Here is a 24,242-nt window from a genome sequence, read left to right as displayed (position 1 = left end):
ATATTAGTATTGATTAAATCATAATGTCTATATAATGTAAATAATGAAATTTAAAAAAATTTATTGATATTTTTCTTTAAAAGCTTAAAAAAATAAATTAATCGCTAATTTGCTTTTAAGAGTTAAGTATGTATAGTTTTTTTGCTTATTAAATTTATGATGAAAGTGTCTTGGATTATGAGATTTCTGCTTTGTATAAGTTTGTTTTTGATAACAGCTTTTACCCAGCAATTAGGCTGCTTTATTAATGAAAGCAACCAAAGCATTGTTTTTATAAAAGATGGGCAGATTAAAAATTTGGATCTAAAAGATACGATTTATAAAAATCAAGAGTGCGGAAATGATGGAGAATTCTTTTATATCGCAAATTTAAACAATGAGATTATTGAAGTGGCAAATGAGAGAAATTTCTTATTTGCTATGCCAAATGTCGGCTGTAAAATTTCACAAATTACGGCAATTAAAAATAAAATTTACGTAGCTTGCGATATGGCAAATGAAGTCAGCATAGGCGTTTTTGATAAAAACCTAAATAAACTTTTAACTAAAAATTATAAAGATGTTTATAAAATTTCAAGTCTTTTGCCAATTGATGACGAACTATTTTTTACGAGCTTTAATGGCAAAGCATTTTTGCTTGATAAAGAGCTTAATTTAAAAGAGAAAAAACGTGTTGGCTTTGCTCCGCTTAGCGCCTGTAAATTTAAGGGGAATGATATTTTGCTTGGCTTTAGAGATGGAGAAATTTTAGATTTTAAAAGTGGAATTAAAAAGCAAGTTTTAAAATCTAAAATTTCAGCTCTTGCGTGTATGGAGGATGAAATTTTTATAGGCGATGGGGATGGAGTAGTTTATAAATTTGACAAAGATCTTAAACTAAAAGGACAAAAGGTTCTTTTTAGCAATGAGATAAAAAGAATTTTTATAGATAAAGGCGTCTTAAATGGCGTAAATTTAGACAATGAGATAAAGAGTTTAGAGATAAATTCATTTTAAAAAGGAGAGTAAATGCAAAAGTTATTTTGTGTCGCAAGTGCTGCGTTGCTTGGGCTATCTTTAACTACTGCTTGTGCTGCTAGTAGTGACCTTGAAAAAGTCATGAAAGAGCGCGGGCTAAGCGAAAAAGATGTTCTTGCAGCTGCTAAAACTTATCAGCCTAGCGGTAAAAAAGATGATTTCATCGTCTTTTCATCTGGCGGGCAAAGCGGTCAAGTGCTAGTTTATGGCGTTCCGTCGATGAGAATTTATAAATACATCGGCGTTTTCACGCCAGAGCCTTGGCAAGGATATGGCTATGACAATGAGTCAAAAGCTGTTTTGAAACAAGGCAACATCAGGGGCAAAGAGATAACATGGGGCGATACACATCACCCAAATTTCAGTGAGAAAAATGGTGAGTATGTTGGTGATTATCTATTTATCAACGATAAAGCTAACCCAAGAATCGCAGTTATAAATTTGCATGACTTTGAGACAACTCAAATCGTTGTAAACCCTATTATGAAGAGTGAGCACGGCGGTAGCTTCATTACTCCAAATAGCGAGTATGTTATCGAAGCTAGTCAATATGCAGCTCCACTTGATAACAACTACCACTCAATAGACGACTATGAAGCAGTCTATAGAGGTGCTGTAACTTTTTGGAAATTTGACTATCCAAAAGGCAAGATCGATGAGAAAGAGTCGTTCTCTCTTGAGCTTCCACCATACTGGCAAGATCTAAGCGACGCTGGTAAGGGTGAGAGCTACGGCTGGGGCTTTACAAACTCAATAAATACTGAGATGTATACTGGTGGTATCGAAAAAGGTCTTCCTCCATTTGAAGCAGGTGCAAGTAGAAATGACACTGACTTCTTACACGTTTATAACTGGAAAATTTTAGAAAAACTTGTTCAAGACAAGAAAAACTATAAAGTTATAAATGGCCACAAGGTAGTTACAATAGATGCTGCTGTAAAAGCAGGTGCGCTATTTTTGATCCCAGAGTCAAAGAGTCCACATGGTTGTGACGTAAGCCCAGATGGTAGATACATTATTATTGGCGGTAAGCTTGATACTCACGCATCAGTTTATGACTTTAGAAAGATCAAAGAGCTAATTGATAAAAAAGAGTATGCTGGCACTGACCCATACGGAATTCCTATCTTAGATAGAGAAAAGTCAATGCACGGACAAGTCGAACTTGGCCTTGGACCACTGCATACATCATTTGACTCACAAGATGGCGTACTTTATACTTCACTTTACGTTGATAGTCAAATCGTAAAATGGGACTATAAAAATTTAAAAGTGCTTGATAAGATAAATGTTCACTACAATATCGGCCACCTTGATACAATGGAAGGCAAATCAGCAAAACCAGTTGGCAAATATGCAATCGCTCTTGATAAACTTTCAATCGATCGCTTTAGCCCAGTTGGTCCACTTCACCCACAAAATCACCAGCTAATAGATATCACTGGTGCAAAAATGGACCTAATCTATGATATGCCAATCCCACTTGGCGAGCCACACGATGTTGTTTCAATAGCTGCTAGCAAACTAAGCCCAGCGCTTACTTACAACATGGGTACAAACTCAAGAACAGGCGAGGCTAGCCCATATGCAACTCTAGCTGGTCAAGAAAGAGTTGAAAGAAATGGCAAAAATGTAACTGTCTATGCGACAATGATCAGAAGCCACATCAACCCAGAGCACATCGAAGTAAATAAAGGCGATAATGTAACAATTCACCTAACAAACCTAGAGCGCGCTCAAGATGAGACTCACGGCTTTGGCATCGACCTTTACAACATTCACGCTTCACTAGAGCCTGGCAAAACTGCTTCAGTAAATTTTGTAGCTGATATGGAAGGCGTCTTCCCATACTACTGCACCGAGTTTTGTTCAGCGCTCCACCTAGAGATGATGGGCTATTTACTTGTTAAAGATCCAAGTAAAAAATATGAATCTGCAAAAAATAACAAGCTAAAAACTCTAAGCCCAGAAGCTTTAAAAGCTGAATATGACAAAGTAATCGCAACTAATAAGGCAACTGACGATGTTATCCAAGAGGTTGTTAAATACCTAAAAGAGAAACATTATGAGAAATATCCAAAAGTAAAAGCTTTAGTTGATGACGCACTTGATCAATACGGCCATATCAAAGAGGTAAAAGCTAAAGCTGACGAAGCTTACAAAAAAGGCGACGTAAACGGCGCTATCCTTTGGGAGTACCAAGTATGGCAATACATGGTTAAAACTGCCGACGTTGGCTTAAGAGCTAAAAATAATCTAGCTAAAGAGATCGCAACTCCGATGAGTCCAGCTGCTGCAAAAGGTGAAGAGGCTTATCTAAAAGGCGGATGTAATGGTTGCCACGTTATCGGTCAAGTAAGCTCAGGTCCAGACCTAACTGGTGTTTTACTAAGACATGAAAACGGCGAAAAATGGGTGGCAGAATTTATCAAAGATCCTGCCAAGTTCTATAATGACGACTACATTAAATCAATGATTGATTACTTTAATCTTAGAATGCCAAATCAGCATATGAGTGATGAAGAGATCAAAAATATCATCGAATACCTAAAATGGGTAGATGAAAACGCTGGTATGTAGTTTTTAAAGGGGCGTTTTGCCCCTTTTTAAATTTTAAAATTTTATTTTTAGCAGATGAAATTTTAAAATTTAAAGGAGAGATCATGAGTAAATATAAAATTTATACCATTGTTGCACTTGTCTTAATGACTGTTTGTTTTACTTTGCCTGTTCTTGGTTGGCACGGAGCAAAAGAGCGTATAGCTGATGGTGATGAACTACCATCTTATACTTACGGTATCTATAATCTTTATAGCTCATTTCAGTATAAAAATCACCTTTTATCAAAAGATGTAGCAAGCGATCTTCATAAGATGATCGAACAAAAAGCAGAGATTGGTACGCCATCTTTTCCTATCTGGTACGTCTCTCTTGAAGCTCCAAATTATCCAAAATCAGCCTTTCCTGATGGAATTCCTGTATATTTTCACGTAGATGGATATAGTGGTGACGTGCATGAGATGAATACGATAAATCACTACATTGGTATGTATCCTATGGAGCATGGCGGAAATTTAGAGCGAGCGATAGCACCTTATTATTTGCTTATTTCAACGCTTTGTATGCTTGCATTTTTGTATTACAATGGCAAATTTAACTCACTTCTTATGGTTCCAACCATTATCGCGCCTGTGCTATTTATGAGCGCATTTGCAGGATGGCTTTATTGGTATGGACACAATATGCAAGAGTGGGGCGCATTTAAGATTAAACCATTTATGCCAACAGTTTTAGGCGATGGTAGCGTTGCACAATTTACAACTCACTCTTATCCAAGTATCGGATTTTGGGTTATGATCGCTATGAGTGTATTTTGCATACTTGCAGTATTTTCAAAGAAAAAAGAGCTAAATGCGTAAAATTTTTATTTTTGCCCTTGCTTTCTTGCCTATTTTTAGCTCTGCAAATATCCTTCAAGATGCAATAAACAACGCTAGCCCTGGCGATGTTATAAAGCTAGGGGACGGCATCTATGAAGGAAGTATAACTATAAATAAGCCGCTTAGTATCGTTGGTGAGGGCAAAAACGCTCACATAAAAGGAAATGGTAAAGGCACAGTTGTAAAGATTATTGCCTCAAATGTTACGCTTAGAAATTTAAAGATAAGTGGTAGCGGAAATGACCTTGGTGAGCTAGATGCTGGCATTGGCTGTGATAAAGCAAATAATGTCTTGATTACGCAAAATGACTTGAGTGACGTGCTTTTTGGGGTTGATTTTAAAGAGTGCAGCAGCTCAAAGATCACTGAAAATAACATCACTTCTAAAAAGGGGGCCAGTCTTGGCTTTAGAGGTGATGCGGTTAGACTTTGGTATAGCCATGAAAATTTAATAGAAGGCAATTATATTTATGATAGCCGCGATATGGTTGCATGGTATGCAAGTCACAATAAATTTTTAAAAAATAAAGCGATCCGCGGCAGATATTCGCTTCATTTTATGTACGCAAATCAAAATTTAGTCGAAAACAATGATTTTATCGGCAATGCAGTCGGAATGTTTTTTATGTATTCGGCTGGCTCAAATATAAAAAATAATCTTGTTATGGATAGTGACGGCGCTTTTGGTATTGGTATTGGTCTAAAAGATGTTTCAAATTTTACTATCGAAAATAATACACTTATCTATAATGCGAGAGGAATTTTGCTTGATAACTCGCCGTTTCAGCCAGGCTCAACGATAAATTTCTTAGGCAATAAAATTTTACACAACGTAGTTGGCGTATATTTTCACGCCACTCAGGGGACAAGCATATTTGAAAATAATGATTTTATAGGCAATATGGATATCGTTGCGAACGACACTCCAGGCGATAAAATGGCATTAAATCGGTGGAGTAAAAATTATTATGATGAGTATGAGAGCTTCGATAGAGATAAAGATGGCTATGGCGATACGCCGTTTATGCATCTATCGTATGCCGATCAGCTTTGGCAGTATTATCCGAATTTGCAGTTTTTCTATGGCTCAAGTGTCTTTAGTATCTTAAATTTTTTAGCCAAACTCGCGCCATTTTCTGAGCCAGTAAAGCTACTTGAAGATAGCACGCCAAGGATAAAACCACTTGATGCTTCAAATTTTAACGCGTTAAGGGTAAAACGTGGATAGAAGAAAATTTATAATCTTAGGCTCAGTCGCAGCTGCTGCAGGATATGGCATAGGTAAAATTTTGCCAAAAAGTAGCGGTGACAAACTCTATCTTAGACCACCAGGTGCAGTTGATGACTTCGATGATCTTTGTGTTAAATGCGGTCAGTGTGTGCAGGTATGCCCTTATCACAGTATAAGTTTGCTTGATATAAAAGATGGCTATTCAAATGGTACAGCATACATCGATCCTAAAAAGAGAGGTTGCTATTTATGTGATCTTTTTCCATGTGTGCTCGCCTGTCCAAGCGGTGCGTTAGATCATGCTACAAAAGTTGTTGATGATGTGAAAATGGGCGTTGCTGTCTTGAGTAATGCAAATGCCTGTATGTGCCTAAAAAGAGAAAAACTAAGCGAAGATAGCGTTGAAGATTTGCTTGTTCGCAAAGTTTATAACGATAGAGAAGAGGCAGAAAAAGATAAGATAAAAGGCAAAATCGGTCAAATTTGTGACCTTTGCGTCAGCATTTGCCCAGTTGGCGATAATGCAATAGTAATGAGCGAAGCAAATTTGCCACTCATAAAGCATGGCTGTGTTGGGTGTGGGGTGTGTGCTGAGGTTTGCCCTGTAAAAATTATAAATATTGCCCCAAAAATGAGTTATGATGAAATTTATAAGGAGAAAGAATGAGATTAATAATGTCTTTAGTGGCTGCTGCTTTGCTATTTGTCGGCTGTGAAAAGAGCGATGACAAAGCGCAAAAAGCAGCTAGCGAGCAACCAATAAATGTAGCCACGAGTGCTAGCATAAAGGTTGAAAAAAAAGAAAATAACCAAAGCACAAATAAACAAAATGACTTCATAAAATACGATATGCACGGCGAAAAGAGCGTAAAATTTGGACTTGAAGATAATAACGTAAGCCGTCAAATCGGGGCTTTAGCAATGGTAAGAACCCCTCTTCAAACTATAAATTTAAGACTTATAAAGGGCAGACTTAGCAAAAATTTCATTACAAAATGTTCAGCTTGTCACGATGATTATGCAAATGGCATCATCGGGCCATCACTTTTAACAAAAAGTGAAAATGAAATTTATACAATGATAAATGCTTATAAAAATAAAGAGAAAGTCAATGTCTTGATGCGAGATCTTGTTAAAAAAATGGATGATAGTGAAATCAGAAATTTAGCTAAAGAAATCAGTGATTTTAATACACAATTTAGGAGCAAATAATGAAAGTAGGAAAGATTATAACCATTATTTTAGCGGTAGCAATTTGCGGTATCATGGTGTTTATGTTAAGCCAGACTCCGCCTAAAAAGGAAAAGGTAACAACTAATGCTCAGCCAAAAGTAGAGCAAAATTTTACAAAAGAGCAGCCAAAGTCTAGTGAAGAATTTGCCAGCGAAGATGAGCTAAAAAAGGTAAAAGAGCTAAGTCTAAGTGTGGCTAAAGTGCACAATGAAGGCGTTAGCAAGCAGTATCTAACAACTTGTGCTCCGTGCCATGGTGCAAATGCAAAAGGTGTCGTAGCTCCTGATATAACGCATCTAAGTAAGGATGAATTGCTTAAAAAGCTAGCTGATTATAAAGCTGGCAAGGTGCAAAACTCACTTATGAAGGGCCTACTTACAAATGTTAGTGATAGCGAGCTTGAAAGCCTTGCAGATGAAATTTCTAAATTTAAAAAGTAAAAATGGACAAATATAACACTCGTGCGACGATTAGAAATGTAAGCTTTCTAAGCACGTTAATCACAACTACAAAAGATGGCAAAAAGCGTCCTAGTATACGTTTTTGGCGTATTTTTAGCATTATTCTAGTCCATCTTTTATTTGTACTTTCATATAGAGTTGATATACAAATTTTAGAAGGCGACATCAGTGCCTCAAGGATATTTGGTTTTCACTTGGCAGATGCTTTTATGAGCCTGCAAGTCTTTTTGGCGACGCATGAAATCCATGTAAATTTAATAATTGGCTCACTTAGTATCTTGGCATTTTATATCATTTTTGGTGGTAGAGGCTTTTGCTCTTGGATCTGTCCTTATTCGTTAATAAGTGAAATAGCTGAGAAGATCCATGAAAATTTACGCGCCAAAAAGATAGTAAAACCACGAGTTTTTGACACAAAGTGGCGATATGTTTTTACCATTTTATTTTTAACCCTTAGCTTTGCTAGTGCAAGCCTTACATTTGAAATTTTTAATGTTGTTGGGATTTTTTCAAGATTTATTATCTATGGCTATTTTCATGCTATTTGGTTTGTTGTGGCTATGCTTATGGTTGAAATTTTCTTCTCACGTAGAGCTTGGTGTAGATATGTCTGTCCTATTGGAGCTACTTACTCGGTGCTAGCTAAACCAAATGCCATAAAAGTTAGCTGGGATAAAGAAAAATGTGATCACTGCTTAGTTTGCACCGATGTTTGTCTAGTGCCTCACGTACTTTTTATGACAAAAAAGGGAGCAAAGCTTGACGAGAGCAAAAATATCTTTAGGATAGCTGGCGCTGATTGCACGCTTTGTGGTAGGTGTATTGATGTGTGTCATCAAGATGCGCTGAAATTTGACAACGGCTTTAAAAAACTCATATAAGGAAAATTTTTGATAGATATAAAAGAAGTAACTAAAATTTTTGGCTCGCAAAGGATACTTGATAATGTTAGCCTAAACGTAAAATCTGGTGAAAAAATAGCAATACTTGGACAAAATGGAGCTGGCAAAAGCTCGCTCATGCGTATCATTTTAGGCGAGTTTATCCCAAATAGCGGAAGTATCGCGATAAATGGTGTAAATACTCTAAAAGATAGAAAAGGGGCTTTGAAATTTATCTCATTTGTGCCACAAACCCCACCACCACTTAAATTTAACCTACGCGAGCTTTGTGAGTTTGTTTGTAAAAGCTCAAATGTAAAATTTGAAGAGATTGAGAAATTTAGCAAGCTTTTAGAGCTTGATCTGCATGCAAATTTAAATAAACCATTTTATAAGCTCTCTGGCGGCATGAAACAAAAGATGCTAATAGCCATCGCATTTGCTAAGGATAGTGAAATTTTGATGTTTGATGAGCCAACGGCAAATCTTGACGTAAAAGCAAGGCTTTCTTTTAAAAATTTACTTGATAATTTTACACAAAACAAAACACTTGTTTTTATTTCACACCGTATCGATGAGATAGCAAATTTATTAGATAGATGCGTCTATATGGATCTTGGCAAGATAATCAAAGAAGAAAATTTAAGGAGCAAGGGTGAATAATCTTTTTTTAATAGCAAAGCTTGATGTAAAAGAGTCTTTTCGCTCAAGATGGTTTGTGATATATGCTGTGCTTTTTTCTGCTTTGATGATAGGATTTTTATTTAGCGGCGTGACCGACTCACGTGTGCTCGGCTTTTCTGGGCTTACTAGAGCACTGCTTTTGTTTATTCAAATTTGCGTCATCATTGTGCCTATTTTTATTCTCATCTCAACCGTAAGAAGCATAAATCAAGATAGAGATACAAATTTGCTTGAATACATCCTTAGCTTCCCGCTAAGCCTTAGAGAGTATTACTTTGGTAAGGCACTGGGCCGAACGTTTGTTGTTTTTGTACCACTTTTGTTTGCTCTTTTGCTTTGTATTATTGTTGGTTTTATAAAAGGTGTTGCAATACCTTGGAGTGTATTAACACTTTATTTTGGGCTACTTTTTAGCTTAAGTATCATTTTTTTATCGCTTGGATTTTTTATCTCAAGCGTGATTAAAAATCAAGAGACAGGCCAAGGTGTGGCGTTTTTACTCTGGCTTATAATGCTTGCATTTATTGATCTAGCATTAATTGGGCTTCTTATGCGAAGCTCGGTTGATGAGTACGTTATTTACGCTATTGCTATACTAAATCCGATAGAGCTTTTCAGGATAGCAGCACTTAGTCTTTTTGATCCAAATTTAGCAGTTATCGGTACTGCATCTTATTTTATTTTAAGCACCTTTCCAAAAGCGACATTTGTAGCTTATGCGATTATTTATCCGCTCTTATTAGGCATTATTTTGCTAGTTTGTGGCTATTTTGCCTTTAGCAAAAAAGATTTGGTTTGAGATTGTTTTTTGTTAAAGAAAAGTTGGTTTTAAATTTAGACGAAACTTGTATTATTCTACTTGTCCAACAAGAAACCTCCTTTTTGTAATAGCTCCCTTTCCCCCAAAGGGAGCTAACTTCTTCCAAACAAATTTATGAAAAAATCTATTTTATTTTAGCATTTGCTGCTTTATCTTTGAATGCAAACTGGGATATAAATATGCAAGAGTGTATTAATAAAAGTAACACTAAAGCTTGCGAGAGTTTTACAAAAAAGCTTTCAAGTGAGTGTGAGAATAAAGATAAAATTTCTTGCTTTATCTATGCAGATATGCTAGGGCGTGGTCTTGGCATAGAAAAAGATACGCAAAAATCTTTTGAGATATTTAGATCGCTCTGCGATGATGGTGGTAGTGAGGCTTGCTACGAGCTAGCGACAAAGTATCTTCAAGGAAATGGCACTGAGCAAAGCTTCGATCTTTCTGCAAATGCTCTTGATAAAGCTTGCAAGATGGGTAGCAAGCGAGCTTGCAATGTATTAGAGCTTGTGCCTAAAAATTAGCTATTTTAATTTTGTACTTGCACTAATTAAAAGAAATTTCTTAAATATTGCCCCTTTAAAGTTAAATTTACTTTAGTATTACTTGGAATTTCTTTTTTATTAACTAAAAATTTTATTAAAATTTATGCTTAAATAATACTATTTCATCGTCCTAAATGGACCCTCCTTTTTGTAACTGATAAGTCTTTGCTTCCCCCTTTTCTGGCTTTTCGTATACACAAAGAGGAGTTGTTTATTCTTTTGAAAATCAAATCTATTTATTTTTTTTCAATTTACATTCTATAAAAATTTTTCTTTTCTGGAATCATAATTGATAATAGTTTTAGATATTATCAAAGTAAATTTTGTGTAAGATTGCGAGCCATTATCAAAACCTACTACTAAAAGGCTTTAAAACAAAGTGAAATTTCTAAATCAAAAATTTTTTTATAAAGTGCACACTTATTTATCTCTTTTATTTTTCATTCCACTTGCAGTAGTTTGTTTTAGCGGTGCGATCCTCGTTTATAAAAATGAGATAAACAGCCTTCTTGCCCCAAATGTCGTAAATGTAAATTTAAACAAAGAAAATTTAAGCAAAAGGATCAGCTTTGATGAGCAAAGAGAGATCATCGCAAGCGAGCTTGACGGCTACGAGATGGTCGGCATCAATATCGATGCAAATCCTAAAAAATGCGACAAAATTTGGTTAATCGAGCACAATGATAGTCAAAAAGAGTGGAAATTTATCTATTTTGACGCTTTTGGCGGTAAGATAAAGAGCGAGCCACTCGCACATGATGAGGGATTTTTTGGAGTTTTAACCGAGCTTCATGAGTCGCTATTTCTAGAAAAGAGCGGTTACGTTATCCTTACTCTAACCGCTATTTTTACGTTTTTTATCTGCATAAGTGGTTTCGTGATTTATAGAAAATTTTGGCTGACACTACTTAGGCTTCGTGTAAATAGGCTAAATATTTTTATGAGCGACATTCATAAAATGATAGGAATTTTTTCTACGCCTATTTTACTGCTCATTTGCATAAGTGGTGTTTGGTGGGAATTTCAAATGGCACGCATGCCAGAGTTTAAAAATGACTTCGTTATAGATGCAAAAATTTACAACAAAAGCCTATCTCTTGACGAGCTGGTAGCCCGCTCAAAAAATGATCTTGCTGGCTTTGAGCCACACTTCATCTCACTGCCCTTTATGCAAGGAGCAAACATACGCCTTTTTGGCTATGTAAAAGATCAAAATTTCTTGCATAACGAATATTCAAGCATATTAACTTACGATAAAAATAGCGGCGAATTAGTAAGTATTTTGGACATAAAAAATACAAATCTAAGCGAAGAAATTCTCTCAACATTTAGAAAATCGCACTTTGGTAACTACAACCAAATCACAAAATTTATCTGGTTTCTAGTTGGTATTTCACCGCTTATTTTGAGCATTTCAGGGCTTTATTTGTGGATTAAAAGAAATTTTAAAAGGAGAGAAAATGAAAAAATTTTTAATTAGTTTGGTTGCATTAAATTTGATGCAACCTCAAATTTTTGCTAGCCAAAGCGATAAAATTTTAGAAGCAGTTGATGTCGTAGAAAGCGAGCGAAGAGACGACGCAAACTACTTTGCAAAAGAGCTTGTAAAGAGCACAACTAGGCTAAATTTAACATCTCGTCAAACGCCTCAGTCGCTAACTGTGCTAACAGAAGCAAGGCTAAAAGATCAAGGTATCAAGGACTATCAAGTGCTTCTTAGAAATATCCCAGGCGTTACGCTAAATAAATGGGACTAGCGCGTATATCCGACGGCTCGTGGCTTTAAGATAGATTATTACTTGCTTGATTCGATGCCTAGCTTTGGTGGCTTTAGCCTTGGCGCAAATGATATGAGCTTGCTACCTTATGAAAGAGTTGAGGTGGTAAAAGGGGCAAATGGCCTACTTGCAGGCGCTGGCAGCCCATCTACAAGCTTAAATTTCATAAGAAAAAGGGCAGACTCAAAGGAGCTAAAAGGAAATTTTGGCGTAAGTGTTGGCTCATACGATAGATACGGCGCAAATGGCGATGTGCAAACACCTTTAAATGAGAGTGGAAGCGTTAGAGCAAGGCTATCTTTTATGCATGAGAAGTCGCACTCTTATATGGATTATTATAACCGCAAAAATAGCGCGATTTATGGCATAGTAGATAGCGATATAGGCGATAACTCATGGCTAAGCCTTGGTGCGTTTTATCAAGAGCTAAGACGCCACGGGGTTAGATGGGGCGGTATGCCAGCTTTTTATACAGATGGCTCTAGGACAAATTTTAGTAAAAATGAAATTTTCTCTCAGCCTTGGACTAGATGGGATATAAAAACGCTTGATTTTTACACTGATTTTAAGCACTACTTTGAAAATGAAGCGAGCTTAAATTTAAGCTACTCATTTAGGCGGGCAAACACTGACTCAAATTTACTCTACTACGGCGGAGTGGTAAATTTAGATGACACCGGCAACATAGGTGGTCTTAGCGCTTATGCAAACAAAAGAGAGGAGAATATCCACAATGTCGATGCATACGCAAATATCCCTTACGAGCTAGCAAATTTATCTCATGAGTTTGTCTTTGGTGCGATGTATAACAACTATAAAAAAGTAGCGATAAGGTAAGTAGCTACTGGCTGCAAAGGACTACGTCAGCTGGCCTTGCTTATACAGCTAGAAGCAGGATTGATTTTAAAAATTTACACCTTGATGATCCAAAGTTTCCTTACGAAGATCAAAACAACAAAGACAAAACGATACAAAAGGCATTTTATGCGGCAAATAAACTATCAATCACTGATGAGCTTAAATTTTTGCTAGGTGCTAGGGTGAGCTACTACAAATACGAGATCGAAGGCGGCAAAGATAATAGAAATTTCACAAATGAGATCACGCCATATCTTGGCATCACTTATAACATCGGAGCAAATCACACTCTATACGCCAGCTATACGAGCATATTTAAACCTCAAAGTGTAAAGGGCGCAAATGACAAGTACCTTGATCCGATCCAAGGCAAGGACTATGAAGTGGGCATTAAAGGCGAGTATCTTGACGGGGCACTTCAAGCAAGTCTTGGCGTCTTTAAGATCGTGCAAGACAAGCTTGGCATAGATACTGGCAAGATAAATCCAGCAACAAATGCCAAAATATATGAATCTGGCAAGGGTGTGACAAGCAAGGGTGTCGAGCTAGATCTAAATGGCGAGATCACTAAAAACTTAAGCCTAAGCTTTGGCGCAACGCACTTTAACGCAAAAGATGCTAATGGCGAGAAATACGCCACTGACTCATCAAGAAGCACGGCAAATTTATTTGCAAAGTATGAGATCAGAGACTTTAGAGTAGGGGCTGGAGCTATGTATAAGAGCAAAATTTATACTGGCAAAGGCGCAGATGAAATCGCACAAAAAGGCTACACTTTGGCTAATTTAATGCTTGGTTATAAATTTGCTAAAAACCTTGATGTGCAGCTAAATATCGACAATCTCTTTAACAAAAAATACTACGAGGGTATCGGTAAAAACATGATGGTTTATGGCGATCCACGCACATTTAATCTAAGCTTTAACTACAATTTTTAATCTAATTAAATCACCAGCTAAATAAGCTGGTGATAAATTTCAACTCCTAAAGTGTATAATTAGAAAAATATATTTTAGGATGAGTACCATGTTTAAAGTAGAGGTTATTTATAAATTCTGTCTTGTTTTAGTTCTTATTTTAGGGCTTTGTATGCTCGCATTTTCTGGTGTAAATTTTGCGCTTGGCGAATATAATGAGTACTTACTAAATGCCCATAAAATCGCAGGTTTTTTAATATTGCTTGCCGCAACACTTCACGTTATAAATCGCAGAAAAAAACTAGTAAAACTAATAAATGAAACAATGGATGTGCTAACGCGCAGTAAAAATCCAAGCATTTGCAACATGGACCGAATTATCGCATCGCTCGAGCCATACAGCATAACTGAAATTTCACAAATGTTGGGCTTTGACGAGGCCATTTTTTGCGAAACTTTACGTAAAAATGGAGTTAAATTTAATGACGCTAGCCAAACTCTACGCCAGATCGCACGAATGAATGATGAAAAGATATTTTTCGTGCTGGTTCTTATAATAGAGGCGAAATTTGGCAAGAGATTTTGCGGTGAGCTAAAGCATAAACGTGGCGGAAAACTTAAAGATAAAAAAATGGTCGCGTAGAGCTAGCTTAGCCTTTGCTAGCTTGTGCCATGCAGATGAAGCTATCTTTACTCCAGCGCCTAAATGCGCAGTCGTAGCAGCTTTTCTCGTCCCCACAGCTCGTCTCCTCTTCGTCGCTATCTAGCTTAAATTTAGCGCAGTTCTGGGCTATTTTATGAGCTTTTTCGTAGTTAAATTTGCCGTATTTAAACTCATTTTTCTCATTGAAATTTTGCATCATCAAAATTCCCGAAGCTCTTTTATATTTAAATTTCTAAACTCACCATTTTTGTCTTTTTGCACGAGTAAAGTTGCCTTGTGATGCCAAAATATAGGCTTTAAAGTACCATCTATCTCATCTTTTGCCAACTCTTTAAAATTCTTATCCAAAACCGCCTCGATAAATGGAAGCTCTGTAAGCTTAGTAACGTTTAGCTTTGGCTCATTTAGTTTAAATTTGCCCCTTATCTTGCCATCATCGCCGCTAAGCCTAAGCCCTATACCAGTGAGCGCGCAGGAGCTCATACAAAAGAGGCGCTGGGGGCTTGGCGGCGAGCTAAGCGAAACGGAGGAGGCGCGGCTAGCGGAGTATTTTAACAGCGGCAAATACAAACCAAGGCAAGAATTTATGCACTGGGCGTTCGTAGCTGTCGATAAGGCAAATAGAATTTTATAGTTAAAATTTCTTCTAGAATGGAGCAAATTTGATGCTAGTTATATGCCTAACTATGACAAAAGTAAAAGATAATTGGCAAGATTTTAGTAAGTTTTAAAAAAGTAGTCTTTTGCTTAGTGCCAATGTTTTAAGCAATAAAAATAAAGGTCAGTAGACTTTAAGTTATAGATAGTTTTATGGCGGGTAGAGAGAGATTCGAACTCTCGGTGAGTTGCCCCACACACGCGTTCCAGGCGTGCTCCTTAAACCGCTCGGACATCTACCCAAGAAGAAGGTGATTATATCTTCATTTGCTTAATGCTTGGCTTTTAGAGCTTTAGCCCCAAGATGACGACATCTTTATACTCGCCATCCATCAGGCAAACGCCAGGCAATTCACCCCATTTTTCAAAGCCAAATTTTAAAAATAGCCCAAGGCTTGCTTTATTTTTGCTAAAGATTAGTGCGATGATATTTTTTAAATTTAGCTTCTTTACTTCATCTAGGCTGTGGGCTAAAAGCTGCTTGCTAATGCCCATGTCAAGAGCCTTTTTGGCTACATGGATGCTTATTTATACACTTATTTTGTAAGCTATTTTAGGATTAAAATCACTAAGTGAACACCAGCCTAAATTTTCACCATTTTCTTTATAGAGAAAGATTAGGTGAGAGTTGTTATGAGCTTTAAACAAGTCTCTCGCTCACTCATGCCAACTGGCTGCATATCAGCAGTTGCAGTTTTTCTAAAATACACTAATTATAAATTTGAGCAACCATTTCAAGATCGCTCAAATTTTTGAAGCCTAGCCTTTTTTTGGCTGCTTGATAGATCGGCTCAAGCTTTACTGCGATCTCTTTTAGATCTTTTATCCTGCTCTCGTTTGATGGGTGTGTGCTTAAAATTTCAGGCACCTTTCCGCCACTCATCTTGCTCATTTTTACCCAGACTTCGACCGCTTCTTTTGGATCGTATCCAGCTCTTGCCATTAGCTCAGTACCGATGTGATCAGCCTCGGTCTCATGCGAGCGAGAAAACGGCAGAGATATGGTGTATTCGCTAGCTAAATTTAAAGCATTAGCTCCAAGATCGCCAAGGCCAGTAGCTGTAGCTATTGCAAAGATACCTATGCTTTTCATCTGATCAGCACTTGCTTGCTCTCTGCTGTGCTCCCTAAGAGCGTGTGCGATCTCGTGCCCCATGACTGCAGCTAGCTGTGCATCTGTTAAATTTAGCCTTTTTATGATGCCGCTATAAACTACAATCCTGCCACCTGGCATACACCAAGCATTTAGCGTATCTTCATTAATGACATTTACTTGCCACTTCCATTTTAGTGCATCGTCTCTAAAAACGCCAGTTTGAGCGATGAGTCTTTTGGCGATATCTTGAACTCTTTTTGTAAGGATTGGATCGACGTTTAGCTCGCCTTTACTTCTAGCAGCTGTTAGCGTCTTGACATAGGCTTGGGCTGAGCTTTGCTCCATAGCTTCTGATGAGACTAGCATAAATTGCTTACGATCAGCACCAACAACGCCTGCTTTTGTAACGCTTGAGCAGCCAGTGAAGAGCAAACTGGACACTAATAAAGTAAGTATAAAATTTTTCATTTTTATCCTTTTTGGACTAAAATTTCGCGTATTATAGCCTGAGTCGGATATGCATTGTTAAATGTGAGGGGAGAAAATTAATTTTTGTGATATCGAAAATAGTAATTTACTTTTTTGCAAATTTTAAAATCTTATTTACTCGCCTTAGCAGACTGCTAAATTTAGGTCTCGTAGCTACTCGCCACTAAATTTAGAGCCGTGATATGCTCGCTCATAAATTTTAAAATTTGCCTGATGACAAAGCGCATTCAGCGCGCTGCTTGGTTTATGACCGCATAAATTCAAAATTTAGATGCTATATCCTAAATTTAACCCCTACGCCTTATAGTTTATATTTCTCTCAAACTCTCTCAAACGTTTATTTACAGATCTTAGCTCTGTTATAGTCGTCCAGTTATCGATAAAGACGCTAAAACTCTCTCTAACTTGAGAAAAAGCGTTGCTGGCTTGTATAAGCACACCAAGTGTGATAACGCCGCTAAATAGGCCATTTCCCATGATGACATAAGGTACGATGACAAGAATTTGTGAAAAAGAGATGAGCCAAAGGTTAAAGTAGCCATAGTGCAAAAATAGTTTATAATAATTTAACTTTACGCCCGTAAAAAGCTCTAGCATGACGTTTGGCTGGCAAAATTTAGACTTATCATCCTCACCGTAAACCAGCTCTTTTCTAAATGCTGCTTCTGCTTTTTGGTTGTTATACTCGATATGTGGGAGTTTAATGCCCACAAACCACGAAATAATCAGGCCACCGATGCTAATTATTAAAGCGATATAAACAAGCGAGCCCTCGATATCTTTGATGTAAGGCAAACTTACGCTCTTACTTAGCTCCCAAAGCACTGGTATAAAGGCAATTAGCGTCATAATCGCCCTTAAAACCTGCACGCCAAGGCTTTCCATTATTTTAGCAAAGCGGTAGACATCTTCTTGGATACGCTGCGAACTGCCTTCGATGTCACTTTTGCAGTTTTGCCAAAATTTTAGATATCTAAACGTCATCGCCTCTCTCCAGCGAAAGACCCAGTGGCTAGCAAAAAACGAGATCACAGTGTAAGTCACGACATAAGGCATAGCGATTTTTATAAAGTTAAAAATTTCTCGCCAAAACTCACTTACATCATGATCTTTTGAGTTTTGCACGATGTCGTAGAAATTTTTATACCACTCGTTTATACGGACATTTAGGTGCGTTTGATAGACAAGAAGCAAGATGATAAATATCGCTCCGCCATAAGCCCAGAGTGCCCATTTTTTATCTTTAAAAAATGATGAAAACATAAAGTGCCTTTTGTAAATTTTGGCGAATTATAGCAAGCAATATTAAGCATTTATATAAAATTTAAATGTGAGCTATATCATTTTGCAAATTTTACGTAAAGGAAAATGATGAAGAAATTAGTATTTTTGGCTCTTGGCTTTTTTGCAACATTTGCGTTCGCGGCTGATATGAAGGTCTATAAAAGCCCGACTTGTGGATGTTGTACTAGCTGGGGTGAGGCGATGCAGAAGGCTGGATTTAGCGAAGAGGTCATAAAAGTAGATGATATAGCTAAAGTTAAGAAAGAATTTAACGTGCCGCTAGAGCTTTCAAGCTGCCATACAGCAATTATCAATGGATATATCATAGAAGGTCATGTCCCAGCCGATGAGGTAAAACGCCTACTAGAGCTTAAGCCAAAAGACGTAGTTGGTATCGCAGTACCTGGTATGCCGATGGAGAGCCAAGGTATGGAGCAAGGCAGTAAAGCTGAACAATACGATGTTATTTTATTTAAAAAAGATGGCTCACAAGAAATTTTTGCCACTTACATCGGCACAAAAAAACTAAGATAACTTCAAAAATTTTTAAATTTAGCTCATTTTTTGGTGAGCTAAAATTAAAAAGAAATTCCCTTACTTACGGCTATGATACAAAGTAAAAATGTTAGCGGAACGTAGATAAATTTGCCTACAAAATACCAGAAATTACCATAAGATTTATTTGCTCCAGAATTTATCTCGTCTAAAATTTCTTCTTTTTTAATAATCCAAAACCAAGAAATAGCACCGATTACCGCGCCAATTGGGATGATATAGATCGACACAAAGTCCATCCAAGGCCCCCAACTGCTAATAGGCTCCATAAATGCTCCTATGCCAAAGCAAACTGCACAAAGTAGCGTGAGTGTCCAAAATCTACTAAGAAACGGAAATTTATGCATTAGTGACTCGGCGACTACTTCAAACATATTTTGAAGCGAGGTGATACCGCCAAAGATAACAGCTGTAAATAAAATAATGGCAAAAATTTGTCCACCGATCATATTTTGTAAAATTTTTGGAAGCGTTACAAAAAGTAGCTTTGGACCTTCGGCTGGATCCATAGCATAGGCGAAGACCGCTGGGATCATAACAAGAGCCGCCACAAGAGCTGCGATAGTATCAAAAAAGGCCGTTGTTTTAGCACTTTCAACGATATCTTCATCTTTTGAAAGGTACGCTCCATAAACTATCATGCCAGATCCTGTGATAGAGAGTGAGAAAAAGGCTTGACCCATCGCAGAAACCCATACCATCGGGTCCGCAAGCTTACTAAAGTCAGGAATAAAAAGGAATTTATACCCATCAAATGCATTTGGTAGCATCGCGACATTTATAGCCAAAATGCTAAATAATACAAAAAACAGTGGCATCATTATTTGATTTGTTTTTTCGATACTTTTTGCCCCAAAAAATAGTGTAAGAAGCGTGCCAACAACGATGATAAAATGATAAGGCAAGACTGAGTAATCTTGAAGTGCAAATGAGTTAAACCAAACGTTCGTATCAACACTCATAAATGAGCCAGTAAGTGCCTGAGTAAGGGCTTTTAGTACGTAGGCGATGATAACTGCGTAGCCAATAGCTATACAAAGTGAGCCAGCAAGCGGAAGCCAGCCAATAATACTGCCAAATACACCTAAATTTCTACTTTGCCAAGCATATTTATATGATCCAAGCGTACCAGTTTTTGCACGTCTGCCAATCGCATACTCTGCGCTTAGACCAACATATGAAAAAAGAGCTATAAAAAAAACATAGATGAGTAAAAACGCTGCACCACCATTTGTGCCAAGTTTGTAAGGAAAGCCCCAGACATTTGCCATGCCAACTGCTGATCCAACACAGGCCAATATAAATGCCCAGCGCGATGAAAAATTCTTTTTGCTCATTGTAAAATCCATAAATTTAGTGATGAAAACAATGTTATCAAAATATGATTTAAGAACTTTTTATAAATCTTAAATTTAAGAAATGTTGTTACTTTTGGGCGTGGATAATTTGACCGCTAAATATAAATTCGCTATAATCAGGCAAAAATTTTTAACTCTTAAGGATCATAATTGAACCCCAGTAGCGATAATTCGCTTTTAATGGTAATACTTGCCATTGCATTCATTTTACTAAATGCCTTTTTTGTTTTATCAGAATTTTCTCTTGTTAAAGTTCGTAAGTCTAGACTTGAAGAGCTTATCAAAGAGAAAAAACCAAACGCTCAGCTTGCTTTTGAGATGTCAAACAAGCTTGATACCTATCTTAGTGCCACTCAGCTTGGCATCACACTAAGCTCACTTGCCCTTGGTTGGATCGGTGAACCAGCAGTCGCAAGACTCATAGAAGCCCCACTTAAGAATGTTTTCAACTTTAGTGATATCTTAGTTCATACAGTTGGTTTTGCGATCGCATTTACGCTTATTACGCTACTTCACGTTGTAATGGGCGAGCTTGTGCCAAAGTCAGTTGCTATAGCAAAGGCCGAGACTTCAGTATTAAAAATTGCTCGTCCACTTCACTTTTTCTGGGTGCTATTTTCTCCTGTAATTAAGCTTTTTGATATTTTAGCGACTATTGGACTTAAAATTTTAGGCATCCAGCCAGCTAAAGAAAATGAACTAGCGCACTCTGAAGAAGAGATAAAAATCATCGTTGGTGAGAGCTTAAAGGGTGGCGTGCTTGATAGTTTTGAGACTGAGATCATTAAAAATGCAGTTGATTTTAGTGACACAGTCGCAAAAGAGATCATGACGCCAAGGCGCGATATGATCTGCATAAATAAACAAAAGAGCTTTGAAGAGAATTTACAAGTTGTATTTGAGTCAAAATATACTCGCTTTCCTTATATAGACGGTTCAAAAGATATTATTTTGGGCATGATACACATTAGAGATATTTTGCAGCTCCACTTTAGCAAAGATAAAGAGAAGAGCTTTGACTCAATTGTTCGTAAATTTGTCATCGTGCCTGAGAGCCTTTCTATTTCAAAAGTGCTTGTAATGATGAATAAAGAGCAAATTTCAGCTGCACTCGTAGTCGATGAGTACGGCGGTACAGCCGGACTTCTTACGATGGAAGATATAATGGAAGAGGTGCTTGGTGATTTTAATGACGAGCACGATGAAGTCGATCAACACTATAAAAAGATAAATGACAATATTTATGAATTTCAAGGCAGATATGATCTAGAGAGCGTAGAAGAGGTTCTTGGTATAAGCTTTGATGAAGAGACAGATCAAGTTACAATCGGTGGATATGTCTTCAATCTAATCGGTCGTTTGCCAGTTGTAGGTGATAAGATCGAGGATGAAAACTGCTATTACGAAGTAAGAAAGATGGATGGAGCTAGTATCTCACGCGTAAAAGTTAGAAAAAAGATAAAAAATGAAGAGGAGAGCATTCAGTCTTAAATTTATATATTTATGGCTTAAATAAGCCATGCTATGTAAATTTCTATCAATATTGTGATGCTCTAGACTCAATTTCGCCACCACTTATTTCATTAAATTTGTTTTAGACAAGTATTCTAGTTGTAGTCAAGTAAATAAACTCATATAAATTTTTTCGAGTAGATATCCAGCAGGAAAATTTAATCTTAAATTTTAAATATAGTTAATATAATTAAAAATTGTTTTTTACGAGGAGTAAAGATGAGAATAATAAATACAAAAGATATAAGAGAAGTCGTTGCCAAGCTTTGCAAACAGGCCTGTTATGTCGTGACGCCAGATTTAAAGGCTGCTTTTACAAAGGCTCAAAGTAACGAAAGTTCGTCACTAGGCAAAGACATTTTGGGTAAAATTTTACAAAATGCTAAGCTAGCAGAAGAGGGCGTTGCGCCTATCTGCCAAGACACCGGTATGACGGTTGTTTTTGTGCAGATCGGCCAAGATGTGCATATTGAGGGTGGATATATTGAAGATGCGATAAATGAGGGCATTGCGGAAGGTTACATTGAGGGCTACCTAAGAAAGTCAGTCGTTGCTGAGCCACTTTTTGAGAGAAAAAATACCACAAACAACACTCCAGCTGTCATTCACACTAGAATCGTACCAGGAGATAAGCTAAAGATAAAAGTGGCTCCAAAAGGTTTTGGTAGTGAGAATAAATCGGTTTTAAAAATGCTTGTACCAGCTGATGGTATAGAGGGTGTAAAAAAAGTCTTTTTAGAGGCTGTAAAATACGCTGGACCAAATGCCTGTCCTCCACTAACAATAGGCGTTGGCATAGGCGGTACGATGGATAAGGCAGCACTTTTGGCAAAAGAAGCAGCAGTTCGTTCAGTCGATAGTAAAAATTCTGATCCAAGATATGCCAAATTAGAAGACGAGTTACTAGAGCTTGCTTGTAAAACTGGTGTTGGTCCTCAAGGACTTGGTGGTGATACTACTGCTGTTAAAGTAAATGTCGAGTGGTATCCAACCCACATAGCAGGTCTTCCTGTTGCTATAAACATCAACTGCCACGCTGCACGCCACGCAGATGCCGAACTTTAAGGAGAGAAAATGTCAGAAGTAAAAAGAATAACAGCACCATTTGATAAAGAGGTGGTAAAAAGCCTAAAAGCAGGCGACAATGTCCTAATATCAGGCACTATCATAGCGGCTCGTGACGCTGCACATAAGGCACTTACTGAAACATTGGCACGCGGCGAAAAACTACCAGTTGAACTAAAGGGTGAGACTATCTACTACGTCGGACCAACTCCAGCCAAGCCAAATCAAGCTATCGGCGCAGCAGGCCCAACAACAAGTGGTAGAATGGATAAATACACCCCAACTATGATAAATGAAGTTGGTATAAATGGTATGATCGGTAAAGGCTACAGGAGTGACGCAGTAGTCGAGGCTATGAAAAAATCATGCTGTGTTTATATGGTTGCTATCGGTGGCATAGGAGCGCTCATTAGCCAAAGTATCAAAAAATATGAAGTGCTAGCTTATCCAGAACTAGGACCAGAGGCAGTTGCTAGGCTTACAGTTGAGGATTTCCCAGCAATAGTTGCCATTGACTGCGAGGGTAATAACTTCTACGAAGTTGGCCAAGCACCTTACAAAAAGATATAAATTTATCCCGCTAGCAAGCTAGCTAGCGGACTTTAGTAATATCCAAGACACATCGTTTCAGTTAATTTTATACGTTTTTCAAATGGAGCAGGTGAGAAAAATTTGCACTTTTCAATGTAAATTCTATAAGAATAGCTAAGATTAAAATCATCATAAAATTTCTTCAAGTCTATAAATTTGATACCGCAAATCTCATGAAATTTAAAGAGCTCGTAGATCTTAGAGCCATTTTTTGCTACAAGATGAGAAGGAGCAAGCGAGGTAAAAGAGCAAAATACGCCTGTTGGAATAAGGCCATTTAAAGGTGTGCAGGTTTTTATAATTTTTTGAAATTTGATTGGAATGCTATTTTTTCTAAGAAAAACTATTCTTGAGTTTTCAAATTTAGCGCTTATGACGTTTTTCCAAAAAAGATAAGCATTTGATGAGATGCCGGCATTTTTAGCCAACTCAGCACCGAGCACATAATCATTTAAAAACTCATTTGGTGCGAGTATATTTTGCATCTTCATCCTTTTGAAATTTTGTCCATTATAGCTTTTGGAGACTAAAAATTTAGAAAATTTATAGTAGGATTTTAAAAAATTTCAAAAGGAGAAAATATGAAAAAACAAATCTCAACAAAAAATGCTCCACAAGCGATTGGACCATATTCTCAAGCTATTAGTGCAAATGGATTTTTGTTTATCTCAGGTCAGCTTGGTGTCACACCAGCGGGTGAGTTTGCAGGTAGTAGTGTAGAGGCCCAAGCTGAGCAATTACTTGAAAATTTAAAAAATATCTTGGCTGAAGCAGGACTTACTTTTGATAATGCTGTAAAGACTACAATATTTCTAGCAAATATGGCAGATTTTGTTAAAGTAAATACTGTGTATGCTAATTTTTTTAAAGAGCCTTATCCTGCCAGAAGTACAGTAGCTGTTAAGACCTTGCCAAAAGACGCACTTGTGGAAATAGAGCTTATCGCGGCTTATTAATATACATTGTGTAAAAGTTCACATAATTTAATGTTTAAATGATGGAGAGCAGAAACTCTCCAAATTTATATTTCAAAAACTAAACCCTATAAACCTAATAATAAAAATACACAATTTAAAATTTTTAAGCACCTAAAAAATTTTTCTAAAATT

The 24,242-nt window shown here is 37.1% G+C and carries 26 protein-coding genes, 1 tRNA gene and 1 pseudogene; 20 read left to right on the top strand and 8 right to left on the bottom strand.

Features of this window, described 5'->3' with window-relative positions:
• Nucleotides 1–177 precede the first annotated feature (177 nt).
• The 14 genes and pseudogenes from CVS97_RS08945 to CVS97_RS08880 all read left to right on the top strand — a co-directional run bounded on the left by CVS97_RS08945 (nucleotide 178) and on the right by CVS97_RS08880 (nucleotide 14,505).
• Nucleotides 178–996: an ATP-dependent protease gene (locus CVS97_RS08945; protein WP_107785821.1), complete on the top strand. Its 819-nt coding sequence runs from the start codon at nucleotides 178–180 to the stop codon at nucleotides 994–996.
• 12 nt (nucleotides 997–1,008) lie between these two features.
• Nucleotides 1,009–3,597, top strand: a complete 2,589-nt coding sequence (gene nosZ, locus CVS97_RS08940) for a Sec-dependent nitrous-oxide reductase (protein WP_107785820.1) — start codon at nucleotides 1,009–1,011, stop codon at nucleotides 3,595–3,597.
• Between the two features lie 83 nt (nucleotides 3,598–3,680).
• Nucleotides 3,681–4,436: a cytochrome C gene (locus CVS97_RS08935; RefSeq protein WP_072595072.1), complete on the top strand. Its 756-nt coding sequence runs from the start codon at nucleotides 3,681–3,683 to the stop codon at nucleotides 4,434–4,436.
• Nucleotides 4,429–5,685: a nitrous oxide reductase family maturation protein NosD gene (locus CVS97_RS08930; RefSeq protein WP_107785819.1), complete on the top strand. Its 1,257-nt coding sequence runs from the start codon at nucleotides 4,429–4,431 to the stop codon at nucleotides 5,683–5,685. The genes CVS97_RS08935 and CVS97_RS08930 overlap by 8 nt, the downstream gene beginning before the upstream one ends.
• A complete protein-coding gene (locus CVS97_RS08925) occupies nucleotides 5,678–6,355 on the top strand; it encodes a 4Fe-4S dicluster domain-containing protein (protein WP_107785818.1) in 678 nt (225 codons plus the stop codon). The genes CVS97_RS08930 and CVS97_RS08925 overlap by 8 nt, the downstream gene beginning before the upstream one ends.
• Nucleotides 6,352–6,900 carry a c-type cytochrome gene (locus CVS97_RS08920; protein WP_084109872.1) on the top strand — a complete coding sequence of 183 codons (549 nt, stop codon included), beginning with the start codon at nucleotides 6,352–6,354 and terminating at the stop codon, nucleotides 6,898–6,900. Before CVS97_RS08925 ends, CVS97_RS08920 begins: the two co-directional genes overlap by 4 nt.
• Nucleotides 6,900–7,361, top strand: a complete 462-nt coding sequence (locus CVS97_RS08915; RefSeq protein ID WP_103601060.1) for a c-type cytochrome — start codon at nucleotides 6,900–6,902, stop codon at nucleotides 7,359–7,361. Before CVS97_RS08920 ends, CVS97_RS08915 begins: the two co-directional genes overlap by 1 nt.
• A gap of 2 nt (nucleotides 7,362–7,363) precedes the next feature.
• Nucleotides 7,364–8,263, top strand: coding sequence for a NapH/MauN family ferredoxin-type protein (locus tag CVS97_RS08910; RefSeq protein WP_103644287.1), 900 nt, complete (start codon nucleotides 7,364–7,366; stop codon nucleotides 8,261–8,263).
• A 9-nt stretch (nucleotides 8,264–8,272) separates the two neighbouring features.
• Entirely contained in the window at nucleotides 8,273–8,926 is a 654-nt protein-coding gene (locus CVS97_RS08905) for an ABC transporter ATP-binding protein (protein WP_103579996.1), read from the top strand.
• Nucleotides 8,919–9,746 carry an ABC transporter permease gene (locus CVS97_RS08900; RefSeq protein ID WP_107785817.1) on the top strand — a complete coding sequence of 276 codons (828 nt, stop codon included), beginning with the start codon at nucleotides 8,919–8,921 and terminating at the stop codon, nucleotides 9,744–9,746. The genes CVS97_RS08905 and CVS97_RS08900 overlap by 8 nt, the downstream gene beginning before the upstream one ends.
• 200 nt (nucleotides 9,747–9,946) lie before the next feature.
• Complete coding sequence (locus CVS97_RS08895; RefSeq protein ID WP_234401435.1) at nucleotides 9,947–10,288, top strand: tetratricopeptide repeat protein; 342 nt, start codon at nucleotides 9,947–9,949, stop codon at nucleotides 10,286–10,288.
• Nucleotides 10,289–10,688: 400 nt separating this feature from the next.
• Nucleotides 10,689–11,789, top strand: a complete 1,101-nt coding sequence (locus tag CVS97_RS08890; protein ID WP_107785815.1) for a PepSY-associated TM helix domain-containing protein — start codon at nucleotides 10,689–10,691, stop codon at nucleotides 11,787–11,789.
• Nucleotides 11,770–13,883 (top strand): annotated as a pseudogene (locus CVS97_RS08885) (TonB-dependent siderophore receptor). Before CVS97_RS08890 ends, CVS97_RS08885 begins: the two are co-directional and overlap by 20 nt.
• Nucleotides 13,884–13,971: 88 nt before the next feature.
• A complete protein-coding gene (locus tag CVS97_RS08880; protein WP_107785814.1) occupies nucleotides 13,972–14,505 on the top strand; it encodes a chemotaxis protein in 534 nt (177 codons plus the stop codon).
• A 7-nt stretch (nucleotides 14,506–14,512) separates the two neighbouring features.
• On the opposite strand, the gene CVS97_RS08875 is transcribed toward CVS97_RS08880, so the two are convergent.
• Nucleotides 14,513–14,725, bottom strand: coding sequence for a molybdopterin biosynthesis protein MoeB (locus tag CVS97_RS08875; protein WP_180379452.1), 213 nt, complete (start codon nucleotides 14,723–14,725; stop codon nucleotides 14,513–14,515).
• Nucleotides 14,725–15,009, bottom strand: a complete 285-nt coding sequence (locus CVS97_RS08870; protein ID WP_107785813.1) for a hypothetical protein — start codon at nucleotides 15,007–15,009, stop codon at nucleotides 14,725–14,727. The genes CVS97_RS08875 and CVS97_RS08870 overlap by 1 nt, the downstream gene beginning before the upstream one ends.
• On the opposite strand from CVS97_RS08870, the gene CVS97_RS08865 reads away from it, so the two are divergent.
• Nucleotides 14,990–15,160, top strand: coding sequence for a hypothetical protein (locus CVS97_RS08865; RefSeq protein ID WP_234401436.1), 171 nt, complete (start codon nucleotides 14,990–14,992; stop codon nucleotides 15,158–15,160). The genes CVS97_RS08870 and CVS97_RS08865 overlap by 20 nt on opposite strands.
• Before the next feature lie 177 nt (nucleotides 15,161–15,337).
• Here the strand turns inward: CVS97_RS08865 and CVS97_RS08860 are convergent.
• From CVS97_RS08860 to CVS97_RS08845, 4 genes are all read right to left on the bottom strand, one after another.
• A tRNA-Ser gene (locus CVS97_RS08860) sits at nucleotides 15,338–15,425 on the bottom strand.
• Nucleotides 15,426–15,468: 43 nt separating this feature from the next.
• Nucleotides 15,469–15,678 (bottom strand): GNAT family N-acetyltransferase, encoded by a 210-nt coding sequence (locus tag CVS97_RS09485; protein WP_234401437.1) that lies wholly within the window; start codon nucleotides 15,676–15,678, stop codon nucleotides 15,469–15,471.
• 214 nt (nucleotides 15,679–15,892) lie between these two features.
• The gene (locus CVS97_RS08850) at nucleotides 15,893–16,747 is read right to left on the bottom strand and encodes a M48 family metallopeptidase (RefSeq protein WP_234401438.1); all 855 of its coding nucleotides are present in this window, start codon (nucleotides 16,745–16,747) and stop codon (nucleotides 15,893–15,895) included.
• A gap of 315 nt (nucleotides 16,748–17,062) precedes the next feature.
• The gene (locus tag CVS97_RS08845; protein ID WP_103582375.1) at nucleotides 17,063–18,031 is read right to left on the bottom strand and encodes a putative transporter; all 969 of its coding nucleotides are present in this window, start codon (nucleotides 18,029–18,031) and stop codon (nucleotides 17,063–17,065) included.
• A gap of 108 nt (nucleotides 18,032–18,139) precedes the next feature.
• On the opposite strand from CVS97_RS08845, the gene CVS97_RS08840 reads away from it, so the two are divergent.
• On the top strand, nucleotides 18,140–18,586 hold the full coding sequence (locus tag CVS97_RS08840) for a DUF411 domain-containing protein (protein ID WP_107785812.1): 447 nt from the start codon (nucleotides 18,140–18,142) through the stop codon (nucleotides 18,584–18,586).
• Nucleotides 18,587–18,630: 44 nt separating this feature from the next.
• Here CVS97_RS08840 and CVS97_RS08835 read toward each other — a convergent pair whose 3' ends face one another.
• A complete protein-coding gene (locus CVS97_RS08835) occupies nucleotides 18,631–19,944 on the bottom strand; it encodes a sodium-dependent transporter (protein WP_085658562.1) in 1,314 nt (437 codons plus the stop codon).
• A gap of 201 nt (nucleotides 19,945–20,145) precedes the next feature.
• Here CVS97_RS08835 and CVS97_RS08830 point away from each other — a divergent pair, with 201 nt between their 5' ends.
• The 3 genes from CVS97_RS08830 (at nucleotide 20,146) to CVS97_RS08820 (ending at nucleotide 23,112) form a co-directional block, all read left to right on the top strand.
• Nucleotides 20,146–21,456 (top strand): hemolysin family protein, encoded by a 1,311-nt coding sequence (locus CVS97_RS08830; RefSeq protein ID WP_234401439.1) that lies wholly within the window; start codon nucleotides 20,146–20,148, stop codon nucleotides 21,454–21,456.
• Nucleotides 21,457–21,696: 240 nt separating this feature from the next.
• Nucleotides 21,697–22,542: a fumarate hydratase gene (locus tag CVS97_RS08825; RefSeq protein WP_107785810.1), complete on the top strand. Its 846-nt coding sequence runs from the start codon at nucleotides 21,697–21,699 to the stop codon at nucleotides 22,540–22,542.
• A 9-nt stretch (nucleotides 22,543–22,551) separates the two neighbouring features.
• Complete coding sequence (locus tag CVS97_RS08820) at nucleotides 22,552–23,112, top strand: Fe-S-containing hydro-lyase (RefSeq protein ID WP_084109801.1); 561 nt, start codon at nucleotides 22,552–22,554, stop codon at nucleotides 23,110–23,112.
• Between the two features lie 32 nt (nucleotides 23,113–23,144).
• Here the strand turns inward: CVS97_RS08820 and CVS97_RS08815 are convergent, their stop codons facing one another.
• On the bottom strand, nucleotides 23,145–23,618 hold the full coding sequence (locus CVS97_RS08815; RefSeq protein WP_107785809.1) for a cysteine permease: 474 nt from the start codon (nucleotides 23,616–23,618) through the stop codon (nucleotides 23,145–23,147).
• Between the two features lie 96 nt (nucleotides 23,619–23,714).
• Here CVS97_RS08815 and CVS97_RS08810 point away from each other — a divergent pair, with 96 nt between their 5' ends.
• Entirely contained in the window at nucleotides 23,715–24,089 is a 375-nt protein-coding gene (locus CVS97_RS08810) for a RidA family protein (RefSeq protein ID WP_107785808.1), read from the top strand.
• The last annotated feature ends 153 nt before the right edge of the window (nucleotides 24,090–24,242 follow it).

It is taken from the genome of Campylobacter concisus (genome assembly GCF_003049735.1).
Taxonomy (GTDB): Bacteria; Campylobacterota; Campylobacteria; order Campylobacterales; family Campylobacteraceae; genus Campylobacter_A; species Campylobacter_A concisus_AN.
The sequence above is the reverse complement of the archived record's forward strand: the minus strand, read 5'-3'. Positions and strand labels throughout refer to the sequence as shown.